Here is a 20,187-nt window from a genome sequence, read left to right as displayed (position 1 = left end):
GTGAATGAGTGACTTTCATCAAAACGGAATTATTACCGACTTTCACAACCTTACCCGGCGCTCGGTGGAGGCGCTTGAACAAGAGCTGTGCCAGTTTGCTCGACGACGTCCAATGGGGCTGATTCTACCGTCGCTGTTTTCGGAGCTGGAAGGGCCAGCGCTGTCGGCGATCGTCGATGAGCTGGTTAAAGTCCCTTATCTCAACGAGATTGTCATTGGCCTGGATAGAGCCGATCGCGAGCAATTTTTATATGCTCGGGAGTTTTTCTCACGCCTGCCGCAACACACGCGCATCTTATGGAACGATGGCCCACGGCTGCGCGCCCTGGATGCGGAGCTGGAAGAGCACGGTTTAGGCGCTTTAGAGCCTGGGAAAGGGCGCAATGTATGGTATTGCGCAGGCTATATGCTGTCGTCAGGGCGCTCGACGGTGGTAGGGCTTCACGACTGCGATATTTTGACCTATGAGCGTGGGCTGCTTGCGCGCTTGATGTATCCGGTGGCGCACCCCAATTTCAATTACAGCTTCTGCAAAGGTTATTACCCCCGTATTGCCGAGGGCAAACTGAATGGGCGCGTCTCACGGCTGTTAGTCACACCGCTGCTGCGGGCGCTTAAAACTGTCTGTGGGCCGATGCCCTACCTTGATTACCTGGATAGCTTTCGCTACCCACTGTCAGGTGAGTTTGCGATGCGCAGCGAAGTGCTAGAGGGGATTCGTATGCCTGCGGATTGGGGGCTGGAAATTGGCGTTTTGTCGGAGTTACAACGCAACTACTCCCTGCGCCAGCTCTGCCAGGTAGATATTGCCGATGCCTACGACCACAAGCATCAGCCGGTTAGCGAAGATGATCCTGATAGCGGCTTAAACCGCATGAGCCTGGATATTTCAAAAGCGCTCTATCGCAAACTAGCCACCCAGGGGGTTACCTTTAGCAGCGAAGACTTCCGCACGCTTAAAGCTACCTACTACCGCTTTGCGCTGGATTTGATCGAAGCCTACGACCACGATGCGACGATGAACGGCCTAAGCCTTGATCGCCACAGCGAAGAGCAGGCCGTGGAGCTGTTTGCCAGTAACCTGCTCGAAGCGGGCAATCTTTTTATGGATAACCCACGTGAGCGACCCTTTATCCCCAGCTGGAACCGTGTTCAGGCCGCGGTGCCAGATCTGCTCACGCGTATGCACGAAGCGGTAGAGCTGGATAACCAAGGTAAGGTTTAGCGCCTATTCATATGTCATTGCAAGGAGCCTACTCATATGTCATTGCGAGGAGCGCAGCGACGCGGCAATCTCGATCTGCGATGGCAGGTAACCCCGAGATTGCTTCACTGCGTTCCCAATGACAACACCGAGATCGCCACGCTTCGCTCGCGATGACACCCATTTGTCATTGCAAGGAGCCTACTCATATGTCATTGCGAGGAGCGCAGCGACGCGGCAATCTCGATCTGCGATGGCAGGTAACCTCGAGATTGCTTCACTGCGTTCCCAATGACAACACCGAGATCGCCACGCTTCGCTCGCGATGACACCCATTTGTCATTGCAAGGAGCCTACTCATATGTCATTGCGAGGAGCGCAGCGACGCGGCAATCTCGATCTGCGATGGCAGGTAACCTCGAGATTGCTTCACTGCGTTCCCAATGACAACACCGAGATCGCCACGCTTCGCTCGCGATGACACCCATTTGTCATTGCAAGGAGCCTACTCATATGTCATTGCGAGGAGCGCAGCGACGCGGCAATCTCGATCTGCGATGGCAGGTAACCCCGAGATTGCTTCACTGCGCTCGCAATGACAAGACATCAAAAATCGCTGTGCTGGAGGGCTGCACGCGGAGCCGATGACGAGGCGGGTAAATTTGCTTGTGCATGTCCCGTGCTCTGGTTAATGCGGAAGTGGGCAACCAGTTGACGCAGCTGAGCACTGAGCTGTGCGAGCGTTTGGGTGGCGTGGTTACTCTCTTGCACCAGGCCGGCATTTTGCTGGGTCATTTGATCCATCTGCGTTACCGCCTGATTGACCTGCTCAATGCCGCTGCTCTGCTCAATGGTGGCTGCAGAGATTTCCTGAACCAGTGTACTGAGCTGTTTAATGTCATCGACCATGCCATTGATCTCATCGCCGGTGTCATGCACTTGACGGCTGCCTTCCACCACTTTGCTATCCGACGCTTCGATCAGCGTTTTGATCTCTTGGGCGGCGGCAGCCGAACGGCTGGCTAGTTGGCGAACTTCATTGGCGACAACGGCAAAACCGCGCCCCTGCTCGCCGGCTCGGGCGGCCTCCACAGAAGCATTAAGTGCCAAAATGTTGGTTTGGAAGGCGATGCCGTCAATGGTGTTAACGATGCTGCTCATTTGAGTGGCGCTTTCGTTAATCGTCGCCATGGTGGAGATCACCGTGGACATTGAGTCACTGCCGCGTTGAGCGCTGTCAGCGGTGCGCGTGGCAAGTGTTCGTGCGTGATCCGCATGTTCGGCATTTTGTTTAACCGTGGCGGTAAGCTGCTCCATGCTGGAGGCCGTTTCGGCCAACGACGCTGCCTGCTCTTCGGTACGGGTGGAAAGCTCTTCGTTAACACCCACAATCTGCTCTACGCCACTGTTAACCTGGTTTGCGCCGTGGTGAATATCGCCAATGGTATTGGCCAGGGTTTCACGCATCCGGTTGATATCAAATAGTAAGCTCTGCTGATCCTTCGGCGAAAGCTGAGTGGTTTGGGTCAAATCTCCATCAGCAATATGGCGTACTACGCTAGCTGCATAGCGTGGGTCGCCCCCCAGCCTGCGAGCAACATCACGAATGACCCAGCCCATTAGCAGCGTTACAGGAAGGCCTATAATCAGCAGTACCATTACCGAGTAAATTAAACGTGTAATAAAAGCTTCGTTTATATCATCTACATAAACACCCGTGGCCAGCGACCACTGCCATTCGGGAAGATAGGCCACGTAACTGATTTTCGGTACCTGCTCATCACCAGTGATACGACGGGAGTAGTAGTCAACGTGCCCACCGCCAGCTTGAGCTGCTTCTCGAAAAGCAGCGTAAAGATCCATGCCGCTGGCATCCTGGTAAGCGCTCATGTCTTCACCGCGGGGGCGCTTGGGGTGGGAAACGATCTTTAGGTCATCATCGAAGGAGAAGATATATTCTCCACCGCCAAAACTGACGCTAGACATATTGTCGATGGCACGCTGTTGGGCTTCTTCAAGGCTGAGCTCTCCAGCAACTACCCGCTCTTGTAGCGCTTCAATTTGGCTCTGTACGCTTTCCACCACGTATTGAATACTGTCTCGGCGTTCACTCTCAATCGTCTGGCGATTCTCCCAGGCCAACCAGCCTACCAGCAGTAGCATGGCAACCCAGATAATACCCAGCGTTCCCCAGAGTTTTTGCGTCGTCGTTAAGCGTGTCATTTTTTTCCTAGCCGATGTAAGTAAGCAACGTTGTTCCCTATCGGCCTAAGGCACCAATACCTTAGCAAAATTTAAGGTAAATGCTGCCGCGGCAATTTCGCTTGCCGAGGCAGCATATTCTGAGATGTGTTTCACATCGCTCGCAATGACACCCAGTTGATCATTGTGAGGAGCCTACTCATATGTCATTGCGAGGAGCGCAGCGACGCGGCAATCTCGATCTGCGGTGGCAGGTAACCCTGAGATTGCTTCACTGCGCTCGCAATGACAAAGCATCAAAAATCGCTATGCTGATGAGCGGTCTGCGGGGCGGGTGAGGAGGCGGGTAAGCTTGCCTGTGTATGCTCCGTGCTCTGGTGAATGCGGAAGTGGGCAACCAGTTGGCGCAGCTGGGCGCTGAGCTGGGCCAGGGCTTGAGTCGCGTGAGTGCTTTCTTGCACCAAGCTGGCATTTTGCTGGGTCATTTGATCCATTTGCGTTACCGCTTGGTTGACCTGCTCAATGCCGCTGCTCTGTTCAATGGTAGCCGCAGAAATTTCCTGAACCAGCGTACTGAGCTGTTTGATATCATCGACCATGCTGTTAATCACATCACCGGTGTCGCGTACTTGGCGGCTGCCTTCAACTACTTTGCTGTCCGACGCTTCGATCAGCGTTTTAATCTCCTGTGCCGCAGCAGCTGAGCGGCTGGCAAGTTGACGAACCTCATTGGCGACAACCGCAAAGCCGCGCCCTTGATCACCTGCTCGGGCGGCTTCAACTGACGCGTTCAGTGCCAAAATATTGGTTTGGAAAGCGATACCGTCAATGGTGTTAACGATGCTGCTCATCTGTGTGGCGCTTTCGTTAATCGTCGCCATAGTGGTCGTGACGGACGACATCGAGTCACTGCCGCGCTGAGCGCTATCGGCCGCTCTGGTGGCAAGCTTACGCGCATGGTCAGCGTGTTCAGCATTTTGCTTAACAGTCGCGGTGAGCTGTTCCATACTGGAAGCGGTTTCAGCTAGTGATGCTGCCTGCTCTTCGGTGCGGGTCGAAAGCTCTTCGTTTACGCCCACGATCTGCTCTACGCCACTGTTGACCTGGCTTGCGCCGTGGTGGATGTCACCAATCGTCTCGGCAAGAGCTTCACGCATCCGGTTGATATTAAAAAGTAAGCTCTGTTGATCCTTCGGCGAAAGCCGTGTGACCTGGGTCAGGTCGCCGTCGGCAATATGACGTACTACGTTGGCTGCATAGCGTGGGTCTCCACCTAAACGACGAGAAACATCACGAATAACCCATCCCATCAGCAGCGTTACCGGCAGGCCAATGATCAGTAGTATCACGATCGAGCGAATCAAACCGGCAATAAAGGCGGCATTAATATCATCGACATAAACGCCGGTCGCCAGTGACCAGTCCCATTCGGGAAGGTGTGCTACATAACTGGTTTTCGGCAGCTGCTCGTCGCCACCCGCGCGGGTAGAATAGTAATTGACGTGACCACCACCTGCTTGCGCGACACGCAGCAACTCGGGGTACAGCGCCATCCCGCTGGCGTCTTCATAATTGGTCATGTCAGTGCCGGGTGTACGGCTAGGATGCGAGATAATCAGTAAGTCATCGTTGAATGAAAAGATATACTCGCCCGCCCCAAAGCTAACGCTAGACATATTATCGATCGCACGCTGCTGCGCTTCTTCCAGGCTAAGTTCACCGGAGGCTACCCGTTCTTGCAGGGCTTCAATTTGGTTTTGCACGCTTTCCACTACGTATTGAATGCTATCGCGGCGTTCGCTCTCAATCGTCTGGCGGTTCTCCCAGGCAAGCCAGCCAACCAATAGCAGCATTGCAACCCAGATAATACCCAGCGTTCCCCAGAGTTTTTGTGTCGTTGTTAAGTGAGTCATGTTCTTCCTAATTTTTGTAATTGAGTAACTCCTTCATTAACGGCCTAAATGGAGCAGACCTTAGCAAAAATAGTCTTGAACACTCTTTTGGGATATATAGCACCCTTATATTCTAAAATAATCTAAATATAGAACTTAAAATGCACTATGCTGTCTTTATAGCATGAGATTGAGATCACCACCCCTATGGGAGGCAACGATGCAACGCCCAATCGTTACGCACTTTTTTGATGAGCCTACGAACACCTTTAGCTATGTCGTCCAAGACCCTGATAGCCGTGCCTGCGCAATTATAGATTCGGTACTCGATTTTGATTATGCCGCTGGGCGAACCGACGTGCGATCTGCTAACACCATCATCGCTTTTATTCGCGAACACGATCTCGATGTAGTCTGGATTTTGGAGACCCATGTACATGCAGACCACCTCTCGGCAGCGCCATACCTACATGAACAGTTAGGGGGTAAAACCGGCATTGGTGCCAACATAGTGAAGGTGCAGGAGATATTCGGTAAGGCATTCAATGCGGGCAGTGAGTTTGTTCGGGATGGCAGCCAGTTTGATGCGCTGTTTGAAGAAGGGGATACGTTCGCCGTTGGCCAATTACAGGGCCAGGTGCTGCATACCCCAGGACATACGCCCGCTTGTTTAACCTACGTAATAGGCGATGCCGCCTTTGTAGGCGATACGCTATTTATGCCGGATTATGGCACCGCGCGGTGCGACTTTCCCGGTGGAGATGCGCGCACTCTTTATCACTCTATCCAAAAAGTATTGGCGCTTCCCGAGCAGACGCGGCTGTTCTTATGCCACGACTATAAAGCTCCCGGTCGCGATACCTTTCAGCATGAAACCAGCGTTGCGGAACAGCGCAGTGAGAACGTCCATGTTCATGAAGGTATCAGCGAAGACGAGTTCGTGAAGATGCGCACTGAGCGCGACGCCACCTTAGGCATGCCACGGCTCATTATTCCTTCGGTGCAGGTCAATATGCGTGCGGGGGAACTGCCTCCTGCGGAAGAGAATGGCACTGTCTATCTCAAAGTGCCGCTTAATTTTTTCTAACGGTTTAAGTGCGAGCTGAGGAGTTATCAGTGGATTGGACAGCAGGCTTACAAGGGCTGGTTGGGGGTGTGTTGATCGGGCTTTCCGCTACCTGGTTGATGGCAACGCTGGGGCGTATCGCAGGTATCAGTGGCATCGTGGGCAATTTGATAACCCAGCGCCCCAAGGGCGATAGCGCTTGGCGAGTGGCTTTTCTGTTAGGGCTGATTAGCGGCCCGCTTCTGCTTATGGCGCTAGGTGGTGGTTTAGGCAACGTTGCCGAAAGCCCTGGTGAGGTGATTGGCGCACCAGTGGGAGGCGTAGGGTTAATGCTGGTGGCTGGGCTGTTAGTGGGCGTAGGCACGGGGCTGGGCAGTGGCTGTACCAGCGGCCATGGTGTGTGCGGGCTGGCGCGCTTGGCACCTCGCTCCATGGCGGCCACCGGTATGTTTTTGCTGACGGCGCTAGTGACCGTTTATATCTCGCGCCACTTGCTAGGTTTAGGTGGCGTTCAATGAATAGTTCAATGAGTCAGTCAAACAAGAGTCATTGGATGAAAACAGCGGTAGGCTATGCGGCGGGGCTACTTTTCGGTTTCGGCTTAGCTGTTTCAGGCATGACCGACCCCGCGCGAGTTGTGGGGTTTCTAGACGTAGCGGGCGCCTGGGATCCAACGCTGATGTTCGTATTGGGCGGGGCTGTCGTCACCACCTTTATCGGCTATCGGCTGGTATTCAAGCGTACTGCACCACTATTGGGTGGCGTCTTTCAGTTACCGGCCAAACGGGAGTTAGACGCAAAGTTGTTAGGGGGCGCGGCTCTGTTTGGCATTGGCTGGGGACTTTCCGGCTACTGCCCAGGGCCAGCGATAGCCTCCATCGGCGGTCTTTCCTTACCGCTATTGGCCATGCTGGTGACCATGGTGTTGGGTTGGTTTTTTGCGAGGCGTTTTGCTGCTAAGCGTCTCGCCTAGCCATTCGTCCTTATTCGGCGATTGCCATGCCCGCGCCCTTGCCATCAAAGCAAGGGCGTTTTTATTTGTCTTAACGCTGGGTTAATGCCCGTCCGCCATGCTGATGGGTAATAAATGGGAAACCGCTATGCACGTCTTGTTGATTGAAGATGACCCGCTGGTTGCTTCGGGTATTCGCGCTGGATTAATGACCTTCGACTTTGTGGTCGATCACGTCTCCACGGGGAGCGCTGCCCGTCAGGCGATGCGAACGGTGGCCAGTGATGTGGTCATTCTTGATCGCGGATTGCCCGATGGCGATGGTCTTCAATTGCTGGCCGAGTGGCGCGAGCAGGGCAATGACGTTCCCGTGCTGGTGTTAACCGCAAGGGATGCGGTGCGTGACCGAGTGGATGGACTGCAGGGCGGCGCCGACGACTATCTGGTGAAACCTTTCGATTTAGATGAGTTGGTAGCGCGTTTGCACGCCTTGTTACGCCGAGTAGCAGGGCGCAGCAGCGGCCTGATTGCCCATGGCGCACTCTGCTTAGATCCAACGGCTAGGGAGGTCTACGTCGATGAACAGCTGATTATGCTGTCTCGCCGGGAGCTGGTGCTGCTTGAAACCTTCCTGCAATCGCCACGCAGCGTCCTGTCAGCCGACCAGCTCAAAGATAGCCTTTACGGTATGAACGACGATGTTGAAAGCAATGCGCTGAATGTGCATATCCACCACCTGCGCCGCAAGTTGGGGAGCGGCGTGATTGAAACAGTGCGCGGGCTTGGCTATCGGTTGGGCAAACCCGAGGCGGTACATGCGGCCGGTACGCCCTATAAGGGGCAGCTATGAGTTTACGTGCGCGCTTGCTGCTGACTCTGGGATTAACGCTGGCACTGCTCTGGGGTGTGGCGGCGGCGTGGCTGATGCGCGACCTGGAAGAGAAGTTTGTGGAAACCCTGGATCAGCGCTTAGCGCAGTCGGCAAGAATGGTGGCCGGGTTAGTCCTGCAGCTGCCGTTTGACGTATGGGAGGATGCCGAGCATCCAGTGCTATCTATTCCACCCATTGAGGGTCTGGCCTGCCAAGTGCACTCGCCCCAAGGCGAAATCATGGCGCGCACCCATGCCGATATGGACGCTATTCTCGCCCCGGGAGAGGGCGGCCACACTTATCGCCAGGCAGGCGACGTGACTTGGCGGGTATTTACCTACGAGCGCGGTGGCATCGTAATTACCACCGCTGATCGTATGGATGAGCGCGATATGCTGCTCGGCGGCGTTATACGCATGACCGTGGTGCCCTTTATCGTAGCGCTGGTAGGCAGCATGTTTGCGCTTTGGCTGGGGGTTTGGCGTGGCTTAGCACCGCTAACACGGCTGCGCGAATCGCTGGCCAATCGCCACCCCGATGCACTGGCCCCTGTCGCTACCTATGGCCTGCCTAAAGAGATTCGTCCGCTGATTGAAACCTTAAATACGCTTCTTGAGCGTGTACAGCAAACCATTATCCGTGAGCAGCGCTTTACAAACGATGCCGCCCACGAACTGCGCACACCGCTTACTGCGATCAAAACCCACCTGCAAGTGGCTCGCCGGGTCGAAGGTCAGGCCGCAATAACATCGCTCAACTATGCCGAAGAGGGAGTGGTGCGGTTGAGCTCAACCCTTGACCAACTGCTCACGCTGGCTCGCGTAGAGGGGCGTGTGCGCTTTGATGATGGTGAGGCTAGTCGCGTCGCAGATGTGGCCGAACACGCCCTGGCGGATAGCCAGCACAACAAATCAGCCCGCTTTGTAGTGTCGCCCCATTGGCCCGATGTCGCCCTTGCGATGCCCCGCGAATTGGCTATCACCGCGCTGCGTAATTTGCTCGATAACGCTATTAACCATGGGCCCGCCGATGCCCTCATTAACTTTGATGCACAGTGGGAGCCAGGGGAGCGCCATCTTACCTTTAGCGTTAGCGACCAAGGCCCAGGTGTTGATGGCGCGACGATTGAACAATTAACGCAACGATTCTGGCGTGCCAGTAAACAGCAAGGCAGTGGACTGGGGTTAGCCATTGTGGCTGCTATCGCCGAACGTTTTGGTGGCGAAGTGACGTTTGTCAGCCCTGCTGAAGGTGGTTTTACCGCCCGTCTGGTGGTGCCAGTGGCGGGTAGCTAACAACGATAACGCAAGGGAGAAACCGAGATGAATAAAAAATACTTAAGCAGGTTTGGCCTGCTGATAGGGGTTAGCTTAGTCTCTGGAGGCGCGCTGGCGCAGCAGGGTGACGCGGAGCGAGGCCAGGCTGCAGCGGCTACCTGCACAGCCTGTCATCAGGCCGATGGCAGCGGTATGAATGTGCCCAATGGTGAGTCATGGCCGCGCTTAGCGGGGCTGAATGCGGACTATATCGCTAAGCAGTTGCACGACTTTAAAGCCGGGCAGCGTCAAAATGCGACCATGATGACGTTTGCCAATATGCTCGACGATCAGCAAATAGCCGATGTTGCCGAATACTATAGCCAAATGCCGGTAACGCCGGGGCAAGGCGGCGATGAGGCCGACGAAGCGCTGCTGGCGCGGGGTCAACAGCTTGCCGAACGCGGCGATTGGAACGCCTACATTGTTTCCTGCCAAAGCTGCCACGGGCCCGGTGGTACGGGCGTTGGCAGCACCTTCCCAGGTGTCGCCAGCCAGCATGCTGGCTATATCAGCGCTCAGTTGAGGGCGTGGAAAAACGAGACACGCATCAACGACCCACAGAATCTCATGGGGGCCATTGCCAAACGCATGAGCGATAACGACATTCAGGCGGTGTCTGCCTGGTATGCCACGCAACCCGGTTCAGAAGAACAGGAGACAGCACAATGACCATCTGTCGTCGCTCCCTCGTCATAACCCTGACCGGCTGCTCGCTGGCGTTCGGTACCGTTTATACAGCCACGGTTTTTGCCCAGCCAGAAGAGCGTCCAGACGCTGCGCTGAATATGCTGGTACACGAGCCCCCCACCATGGAAGACCTTGAGAATTCCGAACTTCATCCGGAGCTGAAGAACGTCATCCGCTATGGGCATGATCTATTCACCAATACGCAGCAGTTGCGTGGTGAGAACGTGTTCAATGATATGAACTGCTCTAGCTGTCATTTGGGCGAAGGGCGGATGCCGTTCAGTGCGCCAGTGTGGGCCGCGGCTATCACGCTGCCGGATTTTCGTGGTAAGAATCAGCATGTGAATAACCTGGAAGAACGTATCGCAGGTTGCTTTGCTTATTCCATGAATGGCGTGCCACCGGAGTATGGCAGCGATGAAATGCTGGCGCTGAGCGCCTACCACCAATGGCTGGCCACCGGTGCGCCGATGTATCCAGACAAACCGATCTATGGGCGTGGCTTCCCCGCACCGGATGAGCCAGCTGAAGAGCCCGACTATGCTAGGGGCGAAGCGGCTTACCAGGAAAACTGTTCGATTTGCCACCAAAAGGATGGATCGGGCCACTATGAAAACGGCGAATACGTATTTCCAGCCCCTTGGGGCGACGGCTCTAATAATTGGGGTGCGGGAATCGCGCGAGTAGAAACCATGGCGGGCTTCATTTACCAAAATATGCCGCTTGGTCAGCCGCGGTCGCTCAGCGATCAAGACGCCTGGGATATTGCTTACTACATAAACAGCCAAGAGCGCCCCCAAGACCCCCGCTACACGGGCGATGTCGCCGAGACAGCCGAGCGTTTTGGCCCGACCTTCCATAACCGCTCACTGTACGGGCAAACCCGCGAACACGACGGCCATGTACTCGGTGATCACGACAACTTCGGGGAGAAGGGCGACATTAAACCCTGGAACGTCGGGATGCCGAGGTTTGAAAACCTTTCCGAGGAGTAATACCGTCACGAAATGTGATTATGAGGAACTTTCATTTTTTGTCATTGAGAGGAGTCCTCTTTATGTCATTGCGAGGAACTTGCGACGAAGCAATCTTTGGCGGTGGCAGATTAACCCCGAGATTGCTTCACTACGTTCGCAATGACAGGTAGCGGATTTCAATGACATCACCTACGTCATTGCGAGGAGCGCAGCGACGCGGCAATCTTTGGCAGTGGCAGATTAACCCCGAGATTGCTTCACTACGTTCGCAATGACAGGTGAAGGATTTCAATGACATCACCTACGTCATTGCGAGGAGCGCAGCGACGCGGCAATCTTTGGCGGCGGTGGCAGATTAACCTCGAGATTGCTTCACTACGTTCGCAATGACAGGTGAAGGATTTCAATGACATCACCTACGTCATTGCGAGGAGCGCAGCGACGCGGCAATCTTTGGCGGTGGCAGATTAACCCCGAGATTGCTGCACTACGTTCGCAATGACAGGTGAAGGATTTCAATGACATCACCTACGTCATTGCGAGGAGCGCAGCGACGCGGCAATCTTTGGCGGCGGTGGCAGATTAACCCCGAGATTGCTTCACTACGTTCGCAATGACAGGTGAAGGATTTCAATGACATCACCTACGTCATTGCGAGGAGCGCAGCGACGCGGCAATCTTTGGCGGCGGTGGCAGATTAACCTCGAGATTGCTTCACTACGTTCGCAATGACAGGTGAAGGATTTCAATGACATCACCTACGTCATTGCGAGGAGCGCAGCGACGCGGCAATCTTTGGCAGCGGTGGCAGATTAACCTCGAGATTGCTTCACTACGTTCGCAATGACAGGTAGCGGATTTCAATGACAGGGAGGGCCCACAATGAAAGAGAGGCTCACGATAATAAGGGGTGTGGCACTCAGAATGATATTAGTATGGGGCAAGCTCAACCCAATCAGGATTAAGGGAGTCAATTAGAGCATTTTTACGTTGACGTGAACCCGCTTTAAGCTGTTTTTCGCGCCTGATGGCATCTTCTATACTATTTGACTCCTCTAGCCATACAAGTTTGTGGCAACGGTACTTTTTGGTGAATCCTGGCATTAAACCTTGGCGGTGTTCATAAAGCCTGCGCTCCAAGTTGTTTGTAACTCCTATGTAAAGAACGCGGTGAGTGCGGTTAGTCAGCATATAAACATAATAAAGATTGTTTGTTGTCGACATGAACCGACCTTTCGGTGATGGATTTTTATTAATCTAACTTCATTTTATTAGCAATGGTAGGGGCGCATCATTGCAGTCAGTATCCTTATTTTGACTATGAAAAGTGAAACGACCTTAGCTTGCAGTGGTAGATTAACCTAGAGATTGCTTCGCTTGCGCTCGCAATGACAGGGGGCGGGCTCACAATGTCGGGTTGCTCGCAATAACAAATTAGATGCTATTGCGAGTAGACCTATTCATGTCATTGCGAGGAGCGCAGCGACGCGGCAATCTTTGGCGGTGGCAGATTAACCCCGAGATTGCTTCACTACGTTCGCAATGACAGGTAGCGGATTTCAATGACATCACCTACGTCATTGCGAGGAGCGCAGCGACGCGGCAATCTTTGGCGGTGGCAGATTAACCCCGAGATTGCTGCACTACGTTCGCAATGACAGGTAGCGGATTTCAATGACATCACCTACGTCATTGCGAGGAGCGCAGCGACGCGGCAGTCTTTGGCGGCGGTGGCAGATTAACCCCGAGATTGCTGCACTACGTTCGCAATGACAGGTGAAGGATTTCAATGACATCACCTACGTCATTGCGAGGAGCGCAGCGACGCGGCAATCTTTGGCGGTGGCAGATTAACCCCGAGATTGCTGCACTACGTTCGCAATGACAGGTAGCGGATTTCAATGACATCACCTACGTCATTGCGAGGAGCGCAGCGACGCGGCAGTCTTTGGCGGCGGTGGCAGATTAACCCCGAGATTGCCGCACTACGTTCGCAATGACAGGTGAAGGATTTCAATGAGATCACCTACGTCATTGCGAGGAGCGTAGCGACGCGGCAATCTCAGCTAGCGGTGGCAGGCTAAGTTCATCAAGGTGTTTCACTGCCCATCATCTCGATCAGCCGCTCATCACTGGGCATACCCTGAATACGGTCAAGACGCACGGCCCCGTTCTCTGTTTCACGCTGAAAAACGGAAGTGGGGGTTGCATATAGGCCCAGCTCTTCGAACAACTGGTTATTGGCGTACACCTGCTCTTCAATTTCTCTCGGTTGGGCACTAGCTTCGATTTCCTGCTGGCCGCTTTCATGGGCATGCAGTGTCGCCGCTGGATCGTCGGCGCCGAGAATAGCGGCTGCTTTTCCAGGGCTGTCGGGTGCTAAGATACCTACCATGATATGGCGTAGCTGCACCTCACCTGCTTCCACCCAGGGGCGAACGTCTTGCCACATTTGACGGCAGTAGGGGCAGTTGGCATCCGTGAAGGTGTAAATCACCCGGGGGGCATCCACATTGCCGTCCTGTACCCAGTGGCTTTCGCTTAATAGCTGCCATGTTTGTGCCTCTAGCGGTGCACGTACATGCTCATCCAGTTGCGCTTCGGTAAGGTCATTCCCCTCATTATCCATTAGCGTACCCACCACGGCGTGCTCGCCATCCGGCGTCAGGTAAATCGCCATGTCCTGGCCCTGCACGCTGGCGCCGTAGCCGCGCAACCCTCCGGGGGCATCGAATTGACCATGAATTTCCAAGCCTTGGTCGGCAAGTGCCTGAATAGGGGCGGGTAGCTCATCGGCATAGCTCGCAGAGGTGCCGACCAATCCTGCCAGCAGGAGAAAACCACTTATGCCAGCGTGACGTTTTAAGTGCATTGCAGCGCCTTGTTTGAATAAGAGTGAGAGGCTAGAGATTTAATAACCGCCGCCTTAGTGCTGGCAATCCCTAAAATAATGCCGTGTTGCGATTATCGCAGCACAACATTATTTAGGGATTATGCGCTTTATAACTGGGGCAATATGTCGCAACTTACGGTTTTTGAAGTTTACGGTTTTTGAAACTTTAGATTTCTCAATGGTATTAACGAAATGGCATTAACGATCAGCTACCAGCCAACGCACCGCGTAGGGCGGCAGCGTGCCTTCGGGAATCCATGGGTTGCCAGGATCCAGCGCTTGCCAGGCGTGTTTTTCAAGTGCCTGGGTAACTGCCTCGCCCACGTTTTCTAAGGGAAGCGGCAGATCGGTGACGTTGTACAGCGCCAGTAATCGGCGGCCATCGTGCAGTGGGCCGCGCTCTACCGCCAGCAGTTCCGGTGCCGAGACTAACGCCCGCTGGGCGGCATTGGGGTGAAAGCAGGGCTCTTGACGGCGCTGGTCTAATAGCCGGTTTAAGGCGTGAAAAACATCGTGGGTGGGCGTTGAAGGGCTATCTAACAGCAGGTCTAGCTCGCTACGCTGCCAGCGCCGGCGGTTGATCGAACGTAGCCGCCCACTGCGCTCAACGCCTTCCACGTCATTGAGTGTGCCAGTTAGGGTGTGAATATACAGCGCGGGGATACCTTGCAAACTCAGCATAATTGCTTGGCTGCATAGAAAACGCGCTACCTGCCACGGGTCGGGGCCGCGGCGGGTGCCGCGCATGGCTTCAAACCAGGTGATATTGATCTCATAGGGCGTATCGCTTCCATCGGGGTTGCTACGCATGCTGACAAAGCCTCCGAAACGGTGCATCAGCTCCAGCAGCGCATCCCGCTCGTGATCGGGCAATAAACCTTCCAAGGGGCGAACGCCAATGCCGTCGTGGCTGGCCGTAAAGTTGAGGTAGGTGCATTGGTCGGGCAGTACCGGAAGGCTGGCAAGCCAGGTTTGTAAGGTGCTCGCTTCGCCCCGGGTGAGGGTGTGCAATAGCAGCGGGGGGAGGGCAAACTGATACACCATATGGGCTTCGTCGGGGTCCCCCGCTGGCAACCGATCCAAGCCAAAATAACTGATATTTTCCTGGTGGGGCACATTGGTTTCGGTGATTAACAGGGTACCTGGGGCCACGTGATCCACAATCGCTCGTAGCAGCCGCACCACAGTGTGGGTTTCCGGCAGGTGAATGCAGGCAGTACCCAGCCGCTTCCACAGAAAGGCCACCGCATCCAAACGTACAATCCGCGTTCCTTGCTCCAGGTAGAACAGCAAAATACCCACGAACTCCAGCAGCACATCCGGATTTTCAAAGTTCAGGTCAAGCTGGTCTTCGGAGAACGTCGCCCACAGGTAGCGGGTGCCACGCCGGGTGGAAATGGGCACCAGCAGCGGGCTGCTGCGTGGGCGCACCACCTGGGAGACATCGGTCTCTGGATCGACTTCGATAAAGTAGTCGCGGCCGGGCAGGCTGCCGCTCAGGTAATCCACAAACCAGAGAGACTCCCGTGAGACGTGATTGAGCACCAGGTCGGCCATTAAGTCGTAATGGCTGGCGAGTTCGCGGATGTGCGACCAATCACCAAGATCGGGGTTCACTTCCCGGTAGTGGATCACCGAAAAGCCGTCGTCGCTGCTCCAGGGAAAGAAGGGCAGTACATGTACACCGCTGATGCGATCGCCCAACCGCGCTTGAAGAAAATCGCTAAGCACTGCCAACGGCGGCACACTATCTTCAATAATCGAGTCACCGTAGCTGATCACCCACTGATCTTTTTCGCTCCAAGAGGGTGCGTTTTTAGTGCTGGTTCTACCGGAGCTGGATGAAAATGGGGCAAGCGACTGAAAATGCGCTAGACGCTGGTTTAAACGGCGCTGCACTTCCCCCGCCCTGGGGCCATAAAGGTGGCTGAGGTAGTCGTTAACGGTCTGCTCAAAGGGGGGCATGGGTAGCTCCTGATAAACAATCTGCCACAAACGCTGCAGCTTGTGTGCCAAATCGTTACAATACGAGGTTGATACCGCGTTTAAACGCTAAGATACATTAGCTTGTGGCAGTTACTACTGCTAAAACGCTATTAATAGCACACACATTGACAGGTTATAACACGCTAACTCGTGCGGTACGCCGACACGAGCTGACAACAGGTTGACCGCCATGCATTGCCCTTTTTGTGGTGCAAACGATACTCGAGTGACTGATTCGCGCCTGGTAGCGGATGGTGATCAGGTACGCCGTCGACGCCAGTGTGCGAGCTGCCAAGAGCGCTTTACCACCTACGAAACCGCAGAATTGGTAATGCCGCGGGTGGTGAAGTCCGACGGCTCCCGCGAGAGCTTTAATGAAGCCAAACTGCGGGCAGGTATGTTGCGTGCGCTGGAAAAGCGTCCGGTCAGTGCAGAAGCCATTGAAGCGGCGGTAGAGCGCATCCGCCAAACCTTACGTGCCCGGGGCGATCGCGAAATCAACGCCCGTGATATTGGCGAGTCGGTCATGCAAGCGCTTAAAACCCTCGATCACGTAGCCTATATCCGCTTTGCTTCGGTATATCGCAAGTTCCAGGATCTGGATGAATTTCGCGCTGAGATTGACCGGCTGTCCCAAGAGCCCTCTTCCCGACTGGGCCATGGCAGCGAGTCGTCAAAATGAGTGCTGTCTTTAGCCAAGCCGACCACCGCTATATGGCGCGGGCGCTGCAACTGGCGCAAAAAGGCTTATACACCACGGATCCCAACCCGCGGGTCGGCTGTGTGATTGTGCGTGACGAGCAGATTGTCGGTGAAGGCTTTCACCTGTGTGCCGGTGAACCCCACGCCGAAATTCACGCGTTGAATGATGCTGGTGAGCAAGCCCTGGGCGCGACCGCGTACGTCACCCTGGAGCCTTGTTCCCACACCGGCCGCACTGGCCCCTGCGCGGTGGCGCTCCAGGAAGCGAAGGTGTCGCGGGTAGTGGTTGCCATGGTGGATCCGAACCCGCAGGTGAGTGGCCGCGGTATTCGTCTGCTTGAAGAGGCGGGTGTTGAGGTGGCGGTGGGGTTATTAGAGAGTGACGCGCGCGCTCTGAATCCCGGCTTTATTGCTCGCATGACCCAGCAGCGTCCCTTTGTGCGCCTGAAAATGGCGATGAGTCTAGATGGTCGTACCGCCATGGGGTCGGGGGAGTCTCAGTGGATCACCGGGCCTGAAGCACGCACCCAGGTGCAGCGGCTACGGGCACGCTCCAGCGCGATATTAAGCGGCGTTGAGTCGCTCATTATGGACGACTCTCGGCTGACGTTACGAGCAGAGCAGTTACAGCTGAACAACGCAGACCAAGTGGTTCACCGCCAGCCCCTGCGGGTGATTTTAGATACCCACTTGCGCCTACCTCTGGCGGCAGCCTGTTTAAGCGAGCCTGGGCGTACGCTAGTGATCACCACATCAGACCACTTGGAAGAGAAGCGGGAACGGTTAACTCAGGCGGGCGCTGAAGTACAGGTGTTGCCCGCCGGTAGCGATGGCCGTATCGATTTAGTGGCAATGCTGCAGTGGTTAGCCGAAAATGAACAGGTTAATGAACTGCTGGTGGAAACCGGAGCGACATTGGCGGGCGCTATGCTCGATGCGGCGTTGGTCGATGAGCTACAGCTGTTTGTTGCCCCCACACTGTTAGGCGGCGAAGCGCGGCCCCTTTTTGCGTTGCCAGGGCTCTCACGTATGGCCGATCAGCGGCGGTTAACCATTCACGATATGCGAGCAGTAGGGCGCGATTGGCGCATTATTGCATCCCCTCTAGCGACTAGCGCATCTGGCGAATTTTGCGAGAGCAAGGTACCCTGACGCGCAAAATCGTGACTCACTCTCGCGACACTCTTTCTCGATAACCTATCCTGACAAGCTATCGTGACAACACTTATTGGAGATTCCATGGCGCACCCCTCCTCTAGAGGCTTAGCCCCTATCGCCGAGCTGGTGGACGATATCCGCCAGGGCAAAATGGTGATTCTCATGGACGATGAGGATCGCGAAAATGAAGGTGATATCATCATGGCCGCCGAAAAAGTGCAGGCCGAGCATATCAACTTTATGGCCCGTTTCGCCCGCGGCTTGATCTGCATGCCGATGACTCGCGCCCGCTGTGAGCAGCTTAATCTGCCGCTAATGGTGCGTGATAACGGTTCCGGTTTTGGCACCAAGTTTACTCTCTCCATTGAGGCAACCGAAGGCGTCACGACGGGTATTTCAGCTGCAGATCGTGCGCGTACCGTGCAAGCCGCGGTGGCACCCAATGCAAAGCCCTCTGATATCGTTCAGCCAGGCCATATCTTTCCGCTGATGGCCGAGCCGGGCGGCGTGCTGCGCCGTGCCGGGCATACGGAAGCTTCGTGTGATTTGGCGGCACTGGCGGGCTGTGACCCTAGCGGTGTAATCTGCGAGATTATGAATGATGATGGCAGCATGGCGCGCCGCCCCGAGCTTGAAGCCTTCGCCCAGGAGCACGGTATTAAGATCGGTACCATCGCGGATCTGATTCACTACCGTATCGTTAACGAACAGACCATCGATCATCTGGAAGCGTCAACGGTCATGACCTCCCATGGCGAGCTTGAGCTGCACGTGTTCCGTGATCGTATCCAGGGCGCTCACCATTTGGCGTTGGTGAACGGTCAGCCCACGCCGGAACAGGCCACCACGGTGCGCGTGCATCTGACTGATACGCTGCGCGATGTAATGGGCTTGATGAAAGACGAACAGTGCCGCTGGGATGCCCATCGCGCGCTGGAAGAGATTGCCAGTGCCGCGCCAGGCGTGTTTGTGTTGATTGACGACGGCCGCCCGCACCAGGATTTGAAAGACCAGCTGGATATCTTTTTGGATCGCGTGCGCCAGCCGCGTACTAGCGACTCCGACGGTGCCGGTAACTACTTGACCATCGGCACCGGTTCTCAGATTCTGCGCTATTTAGGCGTGGGTAAAATGCGATTACTTAGTTCACCGTGGAAGTTTTCGGCGCTGTCCGGCTTTGACCTCGAAGTCGTAGAGCGTCTGGGCCCTAATGACACGGCGTATGAACCAACTTCTCAGCAGAACTAATTCAGCAGGAATAAATTGATGCACTCCCTCACTCAAGTTGAAGGTACGTTTGTTGATGTCGATGGCCGCTATGTCATCGTGGTCGGCCGTTTTAACCATCACGTGGTCGATAGCCTGGTGGAAGGCGCCGTCGACAGCTTGACCCGTCACGGTGTCGACGCCGAGCATATCCACATTGTTCACGTGCCGGGCGCCTGGGAACTCCCGCTGGCGGTGAAGCGCGTGTTGAAGGTAATGAAACCCGACGCAGTGATTGCCCTGGGCGCGGTCATTCGCGGTGGCACACCGCATTTTGAATACGTGGCGGGCGGCTGTAATACGGCGATTAATCACTTACAGCTTGAGTTTGATACCCCGGTGGCTAATGGTGTGTTAACCGTTGAAACCATTGAGCAAGCGATTGAGCGTGCAGGCACCAAGGCCGGTAACAAAGGCACCGAAGCTGCCATGGCCGCGATGGAAATGGTCTCTCTGCTCCGTGCGCTACCGTCAGGAGATACCCAATGAGCGAGCGTAAACCCTCTGCCGCTCAGCAGGGCCGCCACGCGGCGCGGGAATTAACGGTGCAGGGGCTTTATCAATGGCACATGACGGGTAAATCCATTACCACCATTGAAGCCGAGTTTCGTAGCCAGGTCGCCGACGATGACCTGGAAGATCACGAAAATTGGGTCAAGGTGATGGAGATCGCCGACAAGGCGCTGTTTCACGAGTTACTCCATAATACCGTGCGGTTCAAAGCGGAACTGGATCGTGAAATCTCTCCCCTGCTAGACCGCCGCTTAGAAGATCTCGATGCGGTAGAGTTGGCCATCCTACGGTTGGGCGCTTACGAGCTTTCCCGCCGCATGGAAGTACCTTATCGTGTCGTCATTAACGAAGGCGTTGAGCTGGCTAAGTCATTTGGCGCCACCGATGGCCATAAATACGTGAACGGCATTCTCGACAAGCTGGCTATTCGCTTGCGCAGTGCCGAGGTCAGCGCTCGTCGTCTCTGAACGCGAGCGGTATGACAATGCGTTTAAGGGGC

18 protein-coding genes are annotated in these 20,187 nt (G+C 55.1%); 13 read left to right on the top strand and 5 right to left on the bottom strand.

Annotated features, from left to right (window positions below; genetic code table 11):
* The first annotated feature begins 4 nt into the window (after positions 1-4).
* Positions 5-1,225 carry a glycosyltransferase family protein gene (locus AC4EYZ_RS03620; protein ID WP_009288458.1) on the top strand — a complete coding sequence of 407 codons (1,221 nt, stop codon included), beginning with the start codon at positions 5-7 and terminating at the stop codon, positions 1,223-1,225.
* Positions 1,226-1,810: 585 nt separating this feature from the next.
* On the opposite strand, the gene AC4EYZ_RS03615 is transcribed toward AC4EYZ_RS03620, so the two are convergent.
* Together AC4EYZ_RS03615 and htc2 are read right to left on the bottom strand one after the other, a co-directional pair.
* A complete protein-coding gene (locus AC4EYZ_RS03615) occupies positions 1,811-3,427 on the bottom strand; it encodes a methyl-accepting chemotaxis protein (RefSeq protein ID WP_009288459.1) in 1,617 nt (538 codons plus the stop codon).
* Positions 3,428-3,702: 275 nt separating this feature from the next.
* Positions 3,703-5,319, bottom strand: coding sequence for a methyl-accepting chemotaxis protein Htc2 (gene htc2, locus AC4EYZ_RS03610; RefSeq protein WP_022519604.1), 1,617 nt, complete (start codon positions 5,317-5,319; stop codon positions 3,703-3,705).
* A gap of 199 nt (positions 5,320-5,518) precedes the next feature.
* Between htc2 and AC4EYZ_RS03605 the strand changes: the two genes are divergently transcribed.
* The 7 genes from AC4EYZ_RS03605 (at position 5,519) to AC4EYZ_RS03575 (ending at position 11,188) form a co-directional block, all read left to right on the top strand.
* A complete protein-coding gene (locus AC4EYZ_RS03605; RefSeq protein ID WP_474193037.1) occupies positions 5,519-6,385 on the top strand; it encodes an MBL fold metallo-hydrolase in 867 nt (288 codons plus the stop codon).
* 29 nt (positions 6,386-6,414) lie between these two features.
* Positions 6,415-6,882 carry a YeeE/YedE family protein gene (locus AC4EYZ_RS03600; RefSeq protein ID WP_273189137.1) on the top strand — a complete coding sequence of 156 codons (468 nt, stop codon included), beginning with the start codon at positions 6,415-6,417 and terminating at the stop codon, positions 6,880-6,882.
* 35 nt (positions 6,883-6,917) lie between these two features.
* A complete protein-coding gene (locus AC4EYZ_RS03595) occupies positions 6,918-7,337 on the top strand; it encodes a DUF6691 family protein (protein WP_474193038.1) in 420 nt (139 codons plus the stop codon).
* Positions 7,338-7,464: 127 nt separating this feature from the next.
* Complete coding sequence (locus AC4EYZ_RS03590; RefSeq protein ID WP_039860596.1) at positions 7,465-8,166, top strand: response regulator; 702 nt, start codon at positions 7,465-7,467, stop codon at positions 8,164-8,166.
* Positions 8,163-9,482: an ATP-binding protein gene (locus AC4EYZ_RS03585; RefSeq protein WP_490204130.1), complete on the top strand. Its 1,320-nt coding sequence runs from the start codon at positions 8,163-8,165 to the stop codon at positions 9,480-9,482. Before AC4EYZ_RS03590 ends, AC4EYZ_RS03585 begins: the two co-directional genes overlap by 4 nt.
* A gap of 27 nt (positions 9,483-9,509) precedes the next feature.
* Positions 9,510-10,175, top strand: a complete 666-nt coding sequence (locus tag AC4EYZ_RS03580; RefSeq protein ID WP_190373578.1) for a c-type cytochrome — start codon at positions 9,510-9,512, stop codon at positions 10,173-10,175.
* Complete coding sequence (locus AC4EYZ_RS03575; protein ID WP_474192127.1) at positions 10,172-11,188, top strand: c-type cytochrome; 1,017 nt, start codon at positions 10,172-10,174, stop codon at positions 11,186-11,188. Before AC4EYZ_RS03580 ends, AC4EYZ_RS03575 begins: the two co-directional genes overlap by 4 nt.
* A gap of 912 nt (positions 11,189-12,100) precedes the next feature.
* Here the strand turns inward: AC4EYZ_RS03575 and AC4EYZ_RS03570 are convergent.
* From AC4EYZ_RS03570 to AC4EYZ_RS03560, 3 genes are all read right to left on the bottom strand, one after another.
* A complete protein-coding gene (locus AC4EYZ_RS03570; protein WP_022519796.1) occupies positions 12,101-12,394 on the bottom strand; it encodes a GIY-YIG nuclease family protein in 294 nt (97 codons plus the stop codon).
* Positions 12,395-13,259: 865 nt separating this feature from the next.
* Entirely contained in the window at positions 13,260-14,042 is a 783-nt protein-coding gene (gene dsbG, locus AC4EYZ_RS03565) for a thiol:disulfide interchange protein DsbG (RefSeq protein WP_022519729.1), read from the bottom strand.
* 219 nt (positions 14,043-14,261) lie between these two features.
* Positions 14,262-16,028, bottom strand: a complete 1,767-nt coding sequence (locus tag AC4EYZ_RS03560; protein ID WP_490204129.1) for a sugar phosphorylase — start codon at positions 16,026-16,028, stop codon at positions 14,262-14,264.
* Positions 16,029-16,239: 211 nt separating this feature from the next.
* On the opposite strand from AC4EYZ_RS03560, the gene nrdR reads away from it, so the two are divergent.
* The 5 genes from nrdR (at position 16,240) to nusB (ending at position 20,155) form a co-directional block, all read left to right on the top strand.
* Positions 16,240-16,731 (top strand): transcriptional regulator NrdR, encoded by a 492-nt coding sequence (nrdR, locus tag AC4EYZ_RS03555; RefSeq protein ID WP_022519727.1) that lies wholly within the window; start codon positions 16,240-16,242, stop codon positions 16,729-16,731.
* Positions 16,728-17,903 carry a bifunctional diaminohydroxyphosphoribosylaminopyrimidine deaminase/5-amino-6-(5-phosphoribosylamino)uracil reductase RibD gene (gene ribD / locus AC4EYZ_RS03550; protein WP_022519726.1) on the top strand — a complete coding sequence of 392 codons (1,176 nt, stop codon included), beginning with the start codon at positions 16,728-16,730 and terminating at the stop codon, positions 17,901-17,903. The genes nrdR and ribD overlap by 4 nt, the downstream gene beginning before the upstream one ends.
* Positions 17,904-17,990: 87 nt before the next feature.
* On the top strand, positions 17,991-19,157 hold the full coding sequence (gene ribBA / locus AC4EYZ_RS03545; RefSeq protein ID WP_027958809.1) for a bifunctional 3,4-dihydroxy-2-butanone-4-phosphate synthase/GTP cyclohydrolase II: 1,167 nt from the start codon (positions 17,991-17,993) through the stop codon (positions 19,155-19,157).
* An 18-nt stretch (positions 19,158-19,175) separates the two neighbouring features.
* Complete coding sequence (gene ribH / locus AC4EYZ_RS03540) at positions 19,176-19,664, top strand: 6,7-dimethyl-8-ribityllumazine synthase (protein WP_007114490.1); 489 nt, start codon at positions 19,176-19,178, stop codon at positions 19,662-19,664.
* Positions 19,661-20,155: a transcription antitermination factor NusB gene (nusB, locus tag AC4EYZ_RS03535; protein WP_007114491.1), complete on the top strand. Its 495-nt coding sequence runs from the start codon at positions 19,661-19,663 to the stop codon at positions 20,153-20,155. Before ribH ends, nusB begins: the two co-directional genes overlap by 4 nt.
* The last annotated feature ends 32 nt before the right edge of the window (positions 20,156-20,187 follow it).

It is taken from the genome of Vreelandella sp. 162(4c) (assembly GCF_058152265.1).
Note: the sequence above shows the minus strand (reverse complement) of the source record. Positions and strands in the feature narration are given on the sequence as shown.